Raw genomic sequence first — 13310 nt, 5'->3', positions numbered from 1 at the left:
GATGAAAGCACTCGACTTCGGCCTGGCCGACGCACCGGCCGGGCCGGGCGTCGTGGCCGCCGATGCCGCGGGCGACGGCGTCGACCACACCTGGTACTCGGCCGTGTCGGATGCCCCGTCCGCCGAGCAGATGGCGCAGTCCCGGCCCGGGATCTTGTAGAGGGTGAGCACGGGCACCGCGTGCCGCCGTGTCGCGTCGCCCACGACGGCTGCCGACTTCTGAGGCGGATGGGAGAACGTGCGCCACGCACGCCGCAGGCGCCTCGCCGGGTCAGTGCTGCGGGACCTCGCCCTGGGCGACCTCGATGCTGCTGTGCAGATCGTTCGTCGCTTCGAGTGCGGCGGCCCCTGACAGGATCAGGCAGGCCAGCAGCGCGGCCGCCGCGGCGCGGCCGACGCCCGGCCGGTGGGTGGCCCGGCCGAGCAGCGCCGCGACCCGGCGCGGAACGGGTCCCGCCGCCGCGGCGAGCGCCACGCGGGGGCGCGCCCGCACCCCTTCCGCCGCCCGCGCGGCGAGCGCCGCGCGGCCGATCGCGCGCGCGGCGACCCGCCGGTCGCCGACAGCGACGGCCGCGGCCTCGTCGGCGCAGCGCTCCAGTGCGTAGCCCATGGGCGCGCGCAGCGAGCGCAGAGCGGGATGGCAGAGGGCGGCGAGCTCGGCGGCGGCGAGGAAGAGGTGGTGGCGGCCCGCGAGATGGGCACGCTCGTGCGCGAGCAGGGCGTGCCGTTCGGCGGGGTCCAGGGCACGCAGCATACCGGTGGTGACGACGATCCGGCCGGGACTGCCCGGGAGCGCGGGCAGCGCATAGGCGTCGGGGCGGCTGTCGCGCAGGACGGCCAGTTCACCGCCGGAGCACTCGGCCGACTGCCTGGCGCGCTGGAGCTCCACCCAGTGGCGGCGGGCGGTACGCACCACCGCGGCGGTGCCGCCGGACAGCAGGGCCAGGGCGGCGAGGGCGAGCGGGACGGCCACGGCGGCGGGCGCGGCTGCGAGCGGCTTGACGAGTTCACCGACCGCGGCAACAGCGGACAGCTGGGTCGCGCCGGGCACCACCAGCAGCACCAGGGCGAGCGTGCTGCACAGGGCGAGACCCACGGTCGTCGAGGCGAGCAGCCGAACGGCGCGCAGGGGCGCCAGGGCATCCGCCAGACGGCGCGCGGCCGGAACCGCGACGAACGGCATGAGCAGGGGAACCCATACGGCGTAGATCATCGGGCGTCTCCGTCGAGCAGTTCGCGGAGCAGCTGCTCGTCCTCGTCGGTGAGCTGCGAGACGAATCGGGCCAGCACGGTGCTGCGGTCCTCTTCCTTCTGCAGTTCGCTGTGCATCCGGCGGGCGGTGAGGCCGGGCGCATCCTCGGTGGGGGTGTAGGCGAAGCCGCGCCCGGCGCGGGTGCGGGTGACCATGCCCTTCTCGTACAGCCGGGTCAGGATCGTGGTGACGGTGGTGCGGGCGAGTGGCGCGCCGAGGGCGCCCTGCACCTGAACGGGGGTGAGTGGGGAGTCGGCCGCCCACAGAGCCGCGAGAACGGTGGATTCCAGCTCGCCGGCCGGTCGCCGTTCCGGCGCCGAGGAGGGCTCCGGTGCCGGTCCGGGCACCGAAGCGAAGGCCTGAACCGACTCGGCGCCCGCCCCAGGGATCGGCCGGCCGCCCGCGCGAGGGTTCGGATCCTCGCTGGATATCCCCTGCACCTGAGCCATGGGAACTCTCCTCCCGCTCCGAGCGTCTACAGTGAAGTAGACCGTCTACAGCACTGTAGTCAGTCGGGCGTCCCGTCGGTGCGCCCACTCACCATTATGGGAGGCCGTCCACCGTGTCCGTATCCTCAGTGGCAGCCATGCCGCAGGCAGTGAACCTGTTGGACGCAGGATCGCTGCTCGCCACGTTCGGCGCGCTCGGCATCGCGGTCGTGCTGTTCGCGGAGACGGGGCTGCTCGTCGGCTTCTTCCTCCCCGGCGACTCCCTGCTCTTCACGGCGGGGCTGCTGAGCGTGCCCGGTACCCACGGCGCGGTCCACCTCTCCTTGTCACAGGTGCTCATCGCTGCCGTGGTCGGCGCACTCCTCGGCGCCCAGACCGGATACTGGATCGGGCGCCGCGGCGGCCGCGCCCTGCTGGCCCGGAGCCGGGCCAAGCAACTGCATGCGGGTGCCGCCCGCGCCGAGGAACTCCTCGAGCGGTACGGACACGCGCGCGCGATCGTGCTGGCGCGCTTCGTCCCTGTGGTGCGCACGGTACTCAACCCGCTGGCCGGGGCGCTCAACGTACCGGCCCGGCTCTTCACGATCTGGCAGATCGTCGGCGGACTGGTGTGGACCGTCGCACTGGTGCTCGCCGGCTACGGACTGGGGTCGTCGGTGCCCAATGTCGACCGCTACCTGCTGCCGATCGTCGCCGTTGTGGTCATTGTCTCCCTGATCCCCCTCGCCGCCGAGCTGATGCGCTCGCGCGGCCGCCGCACCGCTGAAGGAGACCACAGCTGATGCTGCTCGCCTCTGCCGCCACCTCCCTCGACGGTGGCCTCTACACCTGGATCACCGAGCTCGCCCAGCGGTCCCCCACCGCTCTGGACTCCACGATCCGACTCTGGTCCGACTTCGGTCTCGCGCTCTTCGCCCTGCTGATGCTCGCGGCCTGGTGGCGGTCCCGCTCCGACGCCCCCGCCCGCCTGGCGACGGCACTCTGTGCGCCCCTGGTCGTGGTGGCCGCCTATGTGGCAAACGACCTGCTGAAATTGGCTGTCCATGAACAGCGGCCCTGCCAGACCCTGCATGCGGTCACGGTGGAGGCGTGCCCTCCGCTCGGCGACTGGTCCTTCCCCAGTAATCACGCCGCCATCGCCGCAGCCGCGGCGGTCGCGATCCTGCTGACCGACCGCCGACTCGGCGCCATCGCTGTCCCAGCGGCGCTGCTGATGGCCGCGTCCCGGGTCTGGATCGGTGTGCACTATCCGCACGACGTGCTGATCGGGCTGGTCACCGGCGCGCTCGTGGCCTGGCCGCTGACCGTCGCCAGCCGGCGCTGCGCCCCGGTCGTGGTGCGGCTGCGCGAGACCAGGCTGCGCCCACTGGTGGCGGCGCGGTGACCAAGGACGCGGAGGCCGGGCGCCGGGCCGTCGCGGGCCCGGTCGATCCCTGTATCCGTACGGCGCTCGGGGCCGTACTGATCGGGTTCGTCGGTCTCCTCGGCCTGACGGTGGTGGTCCTCACGGCCCGGCACGGGGACGTGCTGCCCGTCGATCGGGCTGCGCACGCATGGTCCCTGCACCATCGGCCCTCCGCCCTGGTCACAGTGGCCAGGGCGGTCACGGCGACGGGTACGGGCGTGTTCCCGTACGCCGCCGCGGTGGCAGCCGGACTGATCGCGGGCCGGAACCCGCGTCGCCGTCTGGGGTACGCGGCAGGCGCCCTGGCCTTCCTGTTGCTGGGGCAGGCGCTGCGCTACGGGCTGATGGAAGCGATCAACCGGTCCCGCCCGCCGGTGGGCGACTGGGCGACGCATGCCTCCGGGTTCGCCTTCCCGTCCGGGCACGCGACGACGTCCGCGCTCATGGCGGGACTGCTGGTGGCGGCGATCGGCCACCGGGCGTACGGGAGCCGGGCCGGCCGCGTCGCCGCCGTCCTGGTCGGCTGCTGGGCCGCGGCCGTCGGGCTGAGCCGGGTTCTGCTCGGGGTGCACTGGGTGACTGATGTGGTGGCCGGCTGGCTGTTCGCCGCGTTCTGGCTGGGGCTCGGGGCCGCGCTGATACGGACGGCACTGCCCGCACACCGCAGGTGACCCGCCGGTCCCGGTCCACCCTCACAGAGGTCCAGTGCGATGCCCCGTCCACCGGTCGTGCCCCTCGTCCGAACCCGCCACGTCACGCGTCCGCCCGCGCTCACGCGTGCACTCGCGCTCCTCCAGCACCGGCTGACCTGGGCGATAGTGGCCGCCTACGCCGCCGCAGCCCTCTTACCGCAGGCCGGTCTCGCCATGCGGCAGCTGGATCTCGGCGCGGTGTCCGCACCCGGCGGGGCCCGTACGCCTCTCACGCTGCCGTCGCTCCTCCTCGCCTGGCTGCTCTTCACCGCCGCATTACGGGTGCCCGCCCGGGATCTGCCGCGACTCCTGCGCCGACCGCTGCCACTTCTGGTCGGAACTTTCGCCAATACGCTGATCCCGCTCGCACTGCTGCCATGCATGGCGGTGGCGCTCGGGCGGCTCCCCGACACGGACGGCTGCAGCGGGCTCCTCACGGGACTGGCCCTGGTGGGCGCCATGCCGGTTGCGGGCGGCGCCACGGTCTGGGGAAGCCGGGCCGGCGGCAACCAGTCGCTGATCGTCGGTATCGTCCTGACCTCCACGCTCCTGAGCCCGTTCACCATCCCGCTGACGCTCTCGGCCGCCTCGATGGTGACAGTCGGCCACTACGCACAGGACCTGTCGAGACTGGCCGCGGTGAACGGCGGGGCTTTCGCGGTGATCAGCGTGATCGTGCCGTGTGTCGCCGGGCTCCTCGTCCAGCAGGTGCTGCCCGCCGGGGCGCTCGCCCGGCATCTGCCGTGGATCGGACTGCTCGGGCTGGTCGACGCACTGCTGCTCACCTACAGCAATGCGTCGGGCGCACTGGGCGGGTTCCTGCTGAACCCACGGCCCGCGCTGCTGGTGGCGTCGGTGGTCGTGGCGGCTGTCCTGTGTGCGGCTTCGTTCGCGATCGGCTGGTGCCTGGCCCGTACGGTAGGGGCCGACCCGGCCGACACCGTGGCGATCACGCTCACCTGCGGGATGAACAACAGCAGCGCCGGTGCGGTGCTGGCTGCGACGAACCTTTCCGGCAGCCCTCACGTGCTGCTGCCGGTCCTCGCGTACAGCCTGCTCCAGAAATGCGGTGCCGGTCTGGCCGACTCGATGCTGCGCCGCAGGGCCGCCGCGCTCGAAGTCATAGAGGCTGTCCCGTAGTTCTCCTTACCCCTTCCGGGTCTCGAGAGGTCCCGGGAGGTGAAGGGGTGGCCGACTTTCCACGTCAGGAGCAGCCGGCTATGTGAGGACCATCCAACGTCGTCCGTCGATGAGCTCTCGTGCCGCGTCGAGGTGGCCCGCATGGCACGCGGTCTCGGTGATGACATGGAGCAGGACGTCCCGAAGGGTGTGCAGGTGCGGTTCGCCGAAGAGGTGGTGGGGCCACCAGGCCAACGCGGCGTCCGCCGCCGCGGCGGTGACGACGGCGTCTGCAAGTTCTGTCTCCGTGCGGTACTGATTGAGGATGTTTTCGGCCGGAGCGTCGGATGCCACCTGCCAGGCATCCTCCATGTCGTCCAGAGTGTCGATGACGTTCTTGTCGCCGACGAAAACGGCTCGGAACCAGAACCGCTCGACATCGAGTGCCAGGTGCTGGACAAGTCCCAGACAGCTCCACCCGGACGGCAACACGGGCCTGTGCAGCGCATCGGCTTCAAGCCCGTCGAGGATCCCCAGCACATGGCGGCGCTGCCCGTTCAGGAAGGACAAGAGCGTCCGGATCTCCGTATCCGGCGCCGCGGTCACGGGGCGATCTCCCGGATGTGACAGCCGGGGTCACGAAACCCCGCAGTGCGTAGCCCCCACGGTTGGTCCGTCGGGCCGTTCAGCAGTGTCACGCCGCGGGCGGACAACTCCCTGCCCATCGCGTCCACGTGGTCCACGGACAGGGCGATGGCACTGACGTCCCTGGGCCGCGCGGGATTGTTCGTCTTGTCGGTCACGGCTACAGAGGATCTCCGAATCGGTGCTGCCGTGTACAGGAGGGTGTCCGGGTTTTCCCACGAGGGGCCGGGCCTGTCCGGTCAGGGCGGGGTTGCGAGCTGCTGTCGGTTTACTGAGCCGAAGTGAGTGGCGAAGCTACCGGTTCGGCGGGATCCGGTAGACGGAAACGTGAGAACGCGACTCGGCAGTGAACGCGGCGCCGGCCCAGTCCGCGTGCCTGGTCTCCAGCTCGAATCCGGCCAGCTGAGCCATCAGGTCGAGTTCGGCAGGCCAGATGTAGCGGTGCGGGCTGCGGAACAGCTGAGCCTGCTTCGTGTCGTCGAACGAGAAGTGGTGCGATACGACGCGCTGGCGCAGAACGTCGTAGGTGTCCAAACCGATGTAGCCGGGCTCGGAATCCCAGACGGTGGCGGTCTGGCCCGGTGGGAGCTTGCGCAGCTCGGGCACCCAGAGCTCGATCACGAACCGACCACCGGGCGTGAGGTGGCGGGCAGCGTTGCGGAAGCACTCGACCTGCTCGGCTTGGGTGAGCAGATTGGAAATGGTGTTGTAGACGAGGTAGACAAGTGTGTACTTCCCAGGGGCCACGGAAGTCGCCATGTCACCGACGATCACGGGGATGGTCGCTTCGTCCGCCTTGGTTCTCAGTTGATGGATCATCGGAAGCGACAACTCGATGCCGGTGACGGGGACTCCTCGCTCGACGAGCGGTACGGCCACCCGGCCGGTCCCGATGGCGAGCTCAAGCGCTGCTCCGCCGCCTGCGAGTTCAGCGAGGCGGTTCACGGTCGGCCCCAGGATCTCGGGGGCGAACATGCCTGTGCCGGGCGTGTCATAGCGCTGGGCAGCATCGCCGTCCCAGATCCCCTCCTGCTCCATGCCGCCAATGTTCGTCGCCCGGCCTGTGCGATGTCCAGTGATTTTGTGGCGTTGCCGGCGTAGGGCCCGGACCGGCTGGGCGACCTTGGGCGGCAGTGGAAGCAGTTCCAGGACCTAGTTGAACGTCGAGCCGAGCTGCGCGCGCGTCGAGACCGTGCCGAGCGTGCCCGCGCCGAAGGTGAACGAACCGGTTGGCGTCACCCCGGAGGAAGTGGACTTGAACACCCACACCGAGCCGGCGTCGGCGTTCTCGCCGGGCGCGCCGACGATCAGCTCGGCGCGACCGTCGGCGTTGGTGTCGACCAGTTTGGCGGCCGCGCCAAAGCGGTCGTTGTTCTCCGCGATGCCGGGTACCCCCGTGGTGTCCTGCGAGTAGCTCTTGGCTCCCGTGCCGGTGAGACCGAAGGCCGTACCGCGCAGCGTGACGACCGAGCCTGCCTGGCTCCTGCCGTCGAAGTCCTCACCCGGAACGCCGATCGACACGTCCTCATAGCCGTCGCCGTCGATGTCGGCGACCTGGACGGATTCACCGAATGCGTCGTTGTTCTCGGCGACACCCGGGATGCCGGCACTGTCCTGGTTGAAGACCTTCGCCCGAGTACCGACCGGGCCCGATCTGCTGCCCGGGACGTAGGTGATCATCCCGCCGTTGGCGGTCGGTATCTCCACGTCGCTGTCGTAGCCGTCGACCGCCCGCCCCACGACGATGTCCGCGATGCCGTCGTTGTTCACATCGCCGATGTCGAGGCTCTCGCCGCCCTGGAGCCAGCGGCCGTTCGCGGCTTTGACCGAATCGGGTCCGGTCAGTCCCGCTTTCGTGCCCGTCCAGTAGCGGATGTGCCGCCAGTCGTACTCGTCGACGGAGTTGACCACCGCGGCAAGGTCGGTCACCCCGTCACCGTTGATGTCGCCCGTGGCGAGATCCAGGAGTCGCATGTCGTCCGTGTCGATGATCCGGGCCGTGCTCCGCGCGGAGCCGTCGCGGCCGAACGGCCCGGACAACACACGCAGATTCAGGTAGTTCTCGACGCCGACGACGTCCAGGTCGCCGTCCCCGTCGAAGTCCCCGGCCCTGACCGTGCGCCCGAGTCTGTCGTAGGCCCCGTCGCCGAGAGCCAGTGTCACGGAACCGGAACCCGACAGCCCCTTGGCCCCGCCCCAGATCACCGCGAGCGAGCCCGAGTCGGTGACGGTACCGACATCCTCACCGGAGGCGCCGACGACCAGATCGGCGTACCCGTCGCCGTCCAGATCACCGGTGGTGACCGAACTTCCGTACGCGTCGCCGGCCTCGGCAACGCCGGGGATGCCGGCGCTGTCCTGGTGGAACACCTGCTTGGTCGAGGTCTTCAGGCCCGTCGACGAGCCGTACATCACGGCCACATATCCGGCCTTCGCCTTGCCGCCGACGGTCGCCGAGGGCACGGGGACCGCCACATCGGAGTATCCGTCGCCGTTGAAGTCGTACGGGAGTTCCGCGACGGGGCGGCCCGGCCGATCGCGATCCCCTGCGCGTGCGCGATCACAGGGGCGGTCATGGCGCTGCTCACCGCGAGCGCGGTGGCGAGTCCGAGGTTCCATCGCAGTGCACGTCTGTTCATGTCACTCCCAGTGCTCTGTCGCTGTGCTGCGTCGGGGTCAGTGGGTAAAGGACGCGCCGAAGCGGGCCAGGGCCGTGCTCATGTCGACCGTGCCGCCGGCGAGCGAGAAGGAGCGTGCGGTGATGCCGGAGGCGGTGGAGCGACATTCCCGGACTGCAGCAAACAAGACCGGCAGCATGGGCAAACGGTTGTACGCCCCCGTCACCTGACATGCGGCCACCGCCGCCCCGCAGCCGGGCTTCCCCACGGCCGTGGTCCCTGACAGGCGCGGCGCTGAAGGGGAGCGTGCCCCGAACACGCCTGCCCGGCGCGCGGGCCCTGACGGCGCAGGGCCTCCTGCGGCTCGGTGCAGATGTCGCCATCCACACCGACCCCAGAACGCCCTCATCTGTTCAAGCACCGAGGAGGAGCATGTCGCGCGTCACCGACGTCCCGGGACAGCACACCTGGGCGGCTGTTCGCGTCGATCACGACCTGCAGATTCGTCGGGTGCAGATGGTTCTTGCTGGCGGCGGCGATGCTGCGGTCACGGGTCGATACCAGGGCGCCGTCCACGATCAGCACCGTGTCTTCGCCTGGCCGGCGGGCCGGTGAGATCGCCGACCGCGTTGTCAGGTCCACTCCACTTCGGATCATCCGCTGAGATCCCCCCGCCCCGTCCCCCAGCGGCCACACCCGTAGGGGACAGCCTTCAGAGCGTGCCGGAGCCCTGCGAGGGGGTGGCCGCTGCGGGACGGATGACGGCGCGGCCGCCGTCGAGGTCGACGGTGGAACGGTTCGGCGGGGCGCCGTCCTCCTCGTCGTCACGGAGCAGCAGGGCGCTCTGGCGCTCCTTGAGTTCGCTCTGCTTGCCCGGCGAGAAGGTCGCGTGCAGCTGCTCGAATCCGGTCGCCGACACCTGGCCACGGCGCGCGCCGTTGCGCCACGGCAGCATCCCCGCCCGCCCGGCTCGCAGCATCAGCTGGTCGACGAACGCGACCAGAGTCAGCCCGATCACCAGTCCGGGCAGCGTCATCAGTGCCACGAATTCCATTGGTCGATTATCGCCGAAGCACCGGGCGTACGCATCGCTCCGGAGCACGAGCGTGCGGGCCGTCGCCCATCGGCGACGGCCCGCACTGCCTCCTGTACCTCTGGAGAAGTCAGCCGTTGGGGAGGAGGACCGCGCGGCCGTTGATCTTGCCGTGGTGCAGCCGCTCGTACGCCAGCGGCGCCTCGTCCAGGGTGTACGTCTCGACGTGGACCTCGACCGATCCCGCGCGGGCCAGGTCGAGGACCTCGGCGAGCTCGGAGCGCGATCCCCAGTACGGAGAGGTCACTGTCGTCCCGTAGGGCAGGGAGCCGAAGCCGACCGGGAGGGCGCCGCCGCCGATGCCGACGATGGTGACATCGGCGTCGATCGCGGCTGCCGCACCCGCCGTGGTGACCGTGGGAGGTGCCCCCACGAAGTCGAGGACGACCTGCGCGCCGACACCGCCGGTCAGTTCGCGGACCTTGGCCGCGGCGTGTTCGTCGGAGAGGACGGTCTCGTGGGCGCCGACGGTGCGGGCGAGGGCAAGCTTCTCCTCCGTGACGTCGAGGGCGATGACGCGGACGGCCGTCATGGCGCGCAGCAGCTGGATCGCCACGTGGCCGAGACCACCGGTGCCGATGACGACGGCGGTGGCGCCGGGCACCAGTTTGGGGAGGGACCGCTTGATCGCGTGATAGGGGGTGAGCCCCGCGTCGGTGAGCGGCACCGCCTGCACGGGGTCGAGTCCGCCGAGCGGCACCAGGTGACGCGGATCATCGACGATCATGTACTCGGCCATGGCGCCGGGCGAACCGAGCCCGGGCGGCGTGATGCCGAGCTCCTTCGCGCGCAGGCAGTAGTTCTCCTTGCCCTCGGCGCACTTGACGCACGTGCCGCAGCCCCAGGGGCCGTAGACCGCGACGGACTCGCCGACCGAGAGACCGGTGACGCCGTCGCCGAGGGCGGCGACGGTGCCGACGCCCTCGTGGCCGAGGGTGAGCGGCAACGGGAAGGGGATCTGGTCGGCGGGCCAGCTCATCACCGCGATGTCGGAGTGGCAGACGCCTGCGGCGGTGACCTTCAGCAGGACCTGGCCGGGTCCGGGCTCCGGGTCGGGCACGGTGACGACCTCGGGGGCGGCGCCGACGGTGCGGTACTGGACGGCTTTCATGGGGTTCTCCTCGCTCTCACTTCAATGTTTCCGGCTCCCGTGTCCCCCGTCCGCGATTCAGGACGCGGAGTAGCCGCCGTCCACCAGGTGGTAGCTGCCGTGGATGAAGGAGGCGCGGTCGGAGAGCAGGAAGGCGGCGAGTTCGGCGACCTCCTCCGCGGCGCCGAGGCGTCCGGCCGGGTGCAGCGAGATGAGGTGGTCGCGGGCCGGGCCTTCGGTGTTGCGCAGCAGGGGCGTGTCGATGAAGCCGGGGCCGACGGCGTTGATCCGGACGTTCTGTGCCGCGTATTCGAGGGCCGCCGTCTTGGTGAGACCGACGACGCCGTGCTTGGCGGCGACATAGGCGGGGGATCCGGCGAAGCCGTTGGTACCGAGGATCGACGACATGTTGACGACGGCGCCGCCGCCCGCGGCGACGATGGCGGGGAGTTCGTACCGCAGGGAGTAGAACACTCCGCTGAGGTTGGTGGCGACGACCCGGTTCCAGTCCTCGACGGCGTAATCACCGGTCGGGGCGCTCGGGCCGCCGATGCCCGCGTTGTTGACGGCGAGGTGCAGGGCTCCGAACGCGTCGACGGCGAATTGCACGCCCGCTTCCACGGAGGAGGGGTCGGTCACGTCCATGGCGACGGCGGCTGCCTTCGCGCCGGCGCCTTCGAGCTCGGCGACGGCCTTGCGGGCGTTCTCCTCGTCGTAGTCGGCGACGACGACGGCCGCGCCGCCCGCGGCCAGCCGGTGGGCCAGCGCCAGTCCGATTCCGGAGGCGCCGCCGGTGATGAGGGCGGTCCGGCCGGCGAACTCCTGGTCGGCGGGGGTGAGAGAGAGGCTCATGATGGTGCGTTTCCTTCCGTGGTGCTGTGCGGCGCCGGCCCGGCGGGACGCTGCGCGAGCAGTTCTCCGCAGAGGGCGTCGAAGGCCTGCCCGACCAGTCGGGGCAGGGCGTCCGGCTGTCCGCCGCGGACCCAGGCGGCCTGGGCTGCGAGGAGTGCCCCTGCGCCTGCGGCGACTGTGACGGCGGGACGGATGTCCAGCCGTGGGTCGACGCCGAGCCGCTCCGCGACGATGGCGACCGAGTCCTCCTGGGCATCCACCCGGATGTGGTGGAACGCCGCGTAGAGGGTCGGCTCCTCCTCGGCGACGACCAGCAGGTCGAAGATCCGGGGGCGCCGGTGCCAGGCCTGTGCCTCGGGGTCTTCGAGCCAGTCGAGGACGGCGCGGCGGTAGGCGGTGAGCGGGGGCTCGTCGGCGGGGCGGGCGCGCAGGGCGTCATTGATCCGGTCGCCGTCGCCCCGGAGCGGGTCCAGGACTGCGGCTTCCTTGCTCGTGAAGTACCGGCTGAAGGTGCGCCGGTCGACGTCCGCGTGTTCCGCGATCTCCTCGACCGTCACGTTCCTCAGACCGCGGTCGAGTACGAGCTCGAAGGCGGCCTGCGCCAGTGAGTCCCTGGTGCGACGAGCCTTGCGGCTCCGCCTCTCCGGGGTCTTCCGTTCCGGATTCATGGCTGCACGATACACCTACAAATGTCCCGGCGCGACATGAGTCTCGCCGGGACACTTAAATATCGGGTCTCGCCTGTCCGTCACCACTCGCTGAAGGTCTGTGCGGCCCTCCGGGCGCCCTGACCGGACATCACCACGGACTGTCGGCGACGGTTGCCGGTCGGCGCCTTGCGCAGGGCGAGCATCGCGATGTCATCGCGTCGTACGCCGCCGGAGAAGGCCTCCAGGTCCGCATGGAGCGCGTCCAGCACTTCACTCGGTCCGTACCCGGCCCAGCGGCCGAGCCGGGTGTCCAGCGGGTAGAAGGCGCCGGAGGCGTCGCGAGCCTCGGTCACTCCGTCGGTGAATGCCAGAAGCGTCGCACCGGCCGGGAAGTCGAACTGCTCCGCGCCGCGCGCCTCGCTGCTGAGCTCCACCATGCCCAGCGGTACGGAGGTCAGGCGCAGCGGGACCGCTGCTGCCCCGCCGTCGTGCAGCAGGTGGGGCGGCAGATGACCGCAGTTGACAGCCTCCACCCGGTCCTCGCCCTCGAAGCCGAGGACCAGGGCCGTGACGAAGCGTTCGACCTCGCCGGTCTGGGCGGAGAAGGTGTTGTGCCGGGCAACCGCGTCCTCCAGAGCGTCCACCACTCCGGTCAGGGTGGGCTCGCGGATGGCCGCCTCCCGGAACGCGCCGAGCGCGGCGAACCCCGCACCGATGGCGGCGATCCCCTTGCCCTGCACATCGCCGATGATCACCCGGGTTCCGTATGGGGATTCGACGACCTCGTAGATGTCGCCGCCGACCAGTCGGTCCTCCTCGATCGGCGCATAGACCCCGTGGGCGACGACCTGGTCGGTCAGGACGGGCAGCGGCCGCAGGATCTGCCGCTGGAGTGCGACGGCCGCGGAGCGCAGCCGGGCGATCTCGGTGGCATGGCGGATCCGCAGCAAACAGGAGCCGACTCCCAGGACACAGGCCAGGACCGTGAAACCGACGCCGACGACGACGTCCCAGAACGTTCCCCCGGACACCAGTCGGGAGGTGACGACCACCGCCATGATCCAGGCGGCGGTGTACCCCGTCTGCCGGACGGTGCCGACGACCGAGACGAGGGCGGGCACGACGACGAGCAGCGGCACGACCTGCAGATCCTCGCCGGTACGCACGTCGAGGAGCACGATCACGGCGGTCAGCAGAAGCAGGCCGCCGTACAGCATGGCGTCGCCAACCCGGGGTGCGGAGACCGCCGCCTCCCCCGGATCGGTTCCCGCCACCGCCGCACGATGGTCCCCGATCGTCACGCCACTGCCTCCTCGTACCGGTGCCGGCCTGTTCCCGGCCTTCGTATCCAGTCCACCCGGATCGGACGGCGGGCACACGGGGCCAACGGCCTCAGAGGCAGGGCCGAAGGTCCTCGGTCGGGGTCTGCCGGTGGGGTGCGGTCC

The 13310-nt window shown here is 70.8% G+C and carries 17 protein-coding genes and 1 pseudogene; 5 read left to right on the top strand and 13 right to left on the bottom strand.

The window, feature by feature from the left end; all coding sequences use genetic code 11:
- Nucleotide 1: 1 nt before the first annotated feature.
- Nucleotides 2-160 carry a hypothetical protein gene (locus tag OG395_RS45185; RefSeq protein WP_327248100.1) on the top strand — a complete coding sequence of 53 codons (159 nt, stop codon included), beginning with the start codon at nt 2-4 and terminating at the stop codon, nt 158-160.
- A 111-nt stretch (nt 161-271) separates the two neighbouring features.
- On the opposite strand, the gene OG395_RS45180 is transcribed toward OG395_RS45185, so the two are convergent.
- Both OG395_RS45180 and OG395_RS45175 read right to left on the bottom strand, forming a co-directional pair.
- Entirely contained in the window at nt 272-1213 is a 942-nt protein-coding gene (locus OG395_RS45180) for a M48 family metalloprotease (RefSeq protein ID WP_327248099.1), read from the bottom strand.
- Nucleotides 1210-1599 (bottom strand): BlaI/MecI/CopY family transcriptional regulator, encoded by a 390-nt coding sequence (locus OG395_RS45175; protein ID WP_327249664.1) that lies wholly within the window; start codon nt 1597-1599, stop codon nt 1210-1212. Before OG395_RS45175 ends, OG395_RS45180 begins: the two co-directional genes overlap by 4 nt.
- 239 nt (nt 1600-1838) lie before the next feature.
- Between OG395_RS45175 and OG395_RS45170 the strand changes: the two genes are divergently transcribed.
- The 4 genes from OG395_RS45170 to OG395_RS45155 are packed head-to-tail and all read left to right on the top strand — an operon-like array spanning nt 1839 to nt 4938.
- Complete coding sequence (locus OG395_RS45170; protein WP_327248098.1) at nt 1839-2483, top strand: DedA family protein; 645 nt, start codon at nt 1839-1841, stop codon at nt 2481-2483.
- The gene (locus OG395_RS45165; protein WP_327248097.1) at nt 2483-3085 is read left to right on the top strand and encodes a phosphatase PAP2 family protein; all 603 of its coding nucleotides are present in this window, start codon (nt 2483-2485) and stop codon (nt 3083-3085) included. Before OG395_RS45170 ends, OG395_RS45165 begins: the two co-directional genes overlap by 1 nt.
- Nucleotides 3082-3777 carry a phosphatase PAP2 family protein gene (locus OG395_RS45160; RefSeq protein ID WP_327248096.1) on the top strand — a complete coding sequence of 232 codons (696 nt, stop codon included), beginning with the start codon at nt 3082-3084 and terminating at the stop codon, nt 3775-3777. Before OG395_RS45165 ends, OG395_RS45160 begins: the two co-directional genes overlap by 4 nt.
- Nucleotides 3778-3816: 39 nt before the next feature.
- Nucleotides 3817-4938 (top strand): bile acid:sodium symporter family protein, encoded by a 1122-nt coding sequence (locus OG395_RS45155; protein WP_327248095.1) that lies wholly within the window; start codon nt 3817-3819, stop codon nt 4936-4938.
- A 78-nt stretch (nt 4939-5016) separates the two neighbouring features.
- Here OG395_RS45155 and OG395_RS45150 read toward each other — a convergent pair whose 3' ends face one another.
- The 11 genes and pseudogenes from OG395_RS45150 to OG395_RS45100 all read right to left on the bottom strand — a co-directional run bounded on the left by OG395_RS45150 (nt 5017) and on the right by OG395_RS45100 (nt 13166).
- The gene (locus OG395_RS45150) at nt 5017-5523 is read right to left on the bottom strand and encodes a mycothiol transferase (protein ID WP_327248094.1); all 507 of its coding nucleotides are present in this window, start codon (nt 5521-5523) and stop codon (nt 5017-5019) included.
- A complete protein-coding gene (locus tag OG395_RS45145) occupies nt 5520-5720 on the bottom strand; it encodes a VOC family protein (protein WP_327248093.1) in 201 nt (66 codons plus the stop codon). Before OG395_RS45145 ends, OG395_RS45150 begins: the two co-directional genes overlap by 4 nt.
- Nucleotides 5721-5856: 136 nt before the next feature.
- Nucleotides 5857-6600 (bottom strand): class I SAM-dependent DNA methyltransferase, encoded by a 744-nt coding sequence (locus tag OG395_RS45140; protein ID WP_327248092.1) that lies wholly within the window; start codon nt 6598-6600, stop codon nt 5857-5859.
- Between the two features lie 114 nt (nt 6601-6714).
- A complete protein-coding gene (locus OG395_RS45135; RefSeq protein WP_327248091.1) occupies nt 6715-8181 on the bottom strand; it encodes an FG-GAP-like repeat-containing protein in 1467 nt (488 codons plus the stop codon).
- A gap of 57 nt (nt 8182-8238) precedes the next feature.
- Nucleotides 8239-8367 (bottom strand): hypothetical protein, encoded by a 129-nt coding sequence (locus OG395_RS45130; RefSeq protein WP_327248090.1) that lies wholly within the window; start codon nt 8365-8367, stop codon nt 8239-8241.
- 284 nt (nt 8368-8651) lie between these two features.
- A pseudogene (locus OG395_RS45125) lies at nt 8652-8801 on the bottom strand (IS5/IS1182 family transposase); the annotation flags it as partial.
- Between the two features lie 91 nt (nt 8802-8892).
- The gene (locus OG395_RS45120; protein ID WP_327248089.1) at nt 8893-9234 is read right to left on the bottom strand and encodes a DUF6191 domain-containing protein; all 342 of its coding nucleotides are present in this window, start codon (nt 9232-9234) and stop codon (nt 8893-8895) included.
- A 109-nt stretch (nt 9235-9343) separates the two neighbouring features.
- Complete coding sequence (locus OG395_RS45115) at nt 9344-10384, bottom strand: NAD(P)-dependent alcohol dehydrogenase (RefSeq protein ID WP_327248088.1); 1041 nt, start codon at nt 10382-10384, stop codon at nt 9344-9346.
- Between the two features lie 57 nt (nt 10385-10441).
- Nucleotides 10442-11215, bottom strand: coding sequence for an SDR family NAD(P)-dependent oxidoreductase (locus OG395_RS45110; RefSeq protein ID WP_327248087.1), 774 nt, complete (start codon nt 11213-11215; stop codon nt 10442-10444).
- On the bottom strand, nt 11212-11883 hold the full coding sequence (locus OG395_RS45105; RefSeq protein ID WP_327248086.1) for a TetR family transcriptional regulator: 672 nt from the start codon (nt 11881-11883) through the stop codon (nt 11212-11214). The genes OG395_RS45110 and OG395_RS45105 overlap by 4 nt, the downstream gene beginning before the upstream one ends.
- 80 nt (nt 11884-11963) lie before the next feature.
- Complete coding sequence (locus OG395_RS45100; RefSeq protein ID WP_442818674.1) at nt 11964-13166, bottom strand: PP2C family protein-serine/threonine phosphatase; 1203 nt, start codon at nt 13164-13166, stop codon at nt 11964-11966.
- Between the last annotated feature and the right edge of the window lie 144 nt (nt 13167-13310).

This window comes from Streptomyces sp. NBC_01320 (genome assembly GCF_035974375.1).
Classification (GTDB): domain Bacteria; phylum Actinomycetota; class Actinomycetes; order Streptomycetales; family Streptomycetaceae; genus Streptomyces; species Streptomyces yanii.
This window is presented reverse-complemented; position numbering and strand designations above follow the sequence as displayed.

Coding starts and splice junctions, on each gene's coding strand:
- OG395_RS45185 (WP_327248100.1), top strand. CDS start 2: ATGAAAGCACTCGACTTCGGCCTGGCCGACGCACCGGCCGGGCCGGGC.
- OG395_RS45140 (WP_327248092.1), bottom strand. CDS start 6,600: ATGGAGCAGGAGGGGATCTGGGACGGCGATGCTGCCCAGCGCTATGAC.
- OG395_RS45170 (WP_327248098.1), top strand. CDS start 1,839: ATGCCGCAGGCAGTGAACCTGTTGGACGCAGGATCGCTGCTCGCCACG.
- OG395_RS45155 (WP_327248095.1), top strand. CDS start 3,817: ATGCCCCGTCCACCGGTCGTGCCCCTCGTCCGAACCCGCCACGTCACG.
- OG395_RS45120 (WP_327248089.1), bottom strand. CDS start 9,234: ATGGAATTCGTGGCACTGATGACGCTGCCCGGACTGGTGATCGGGCTG.
- OG395_RS45110 (WP_327248087.1), bottom strand. CDS start 11,215: ATGAGCCTCTCTCTCACCCCCGCCGACCAGGAGTTCGCCGGCCGGACC.
- OG395_RS45105 (WP_327248086.1), bottom strand. CDS start 11,883: ATGAATCCGGAACGGAAGACCCCGGAGAGGCGGAGCCGCAAGGCTCGT.
- OG395_RS45135 (WP_327248091.1), bottom strand. CDS start 8,181: ATGGAACCTCGGACTCGCCACCGCGCTCGCGGTGAGCAGCGCCATGAC.
- OG395_RS45165 (WP_327248097.1), top strand. CDS start 2,483: ATGCTGCTCGCCTCTGCCGCCACCTCCCTCGACGGTGGCCTCTACACC.
- OG395_RS45180 (WP_327248099.1), bottom strand. CDS start 1,213: ATGATCTACGCCGTATGGGTTCCCCTGCTCATGCCGTTCGTCGCGGTT.
- OG395_RS45115 (WP_327248088.1), bottom strand. CDS start 10,384: ATGAAAGCCGTCCAGTACCGCACCGTCGGCGCCGCCCCCGAGGTCGTC.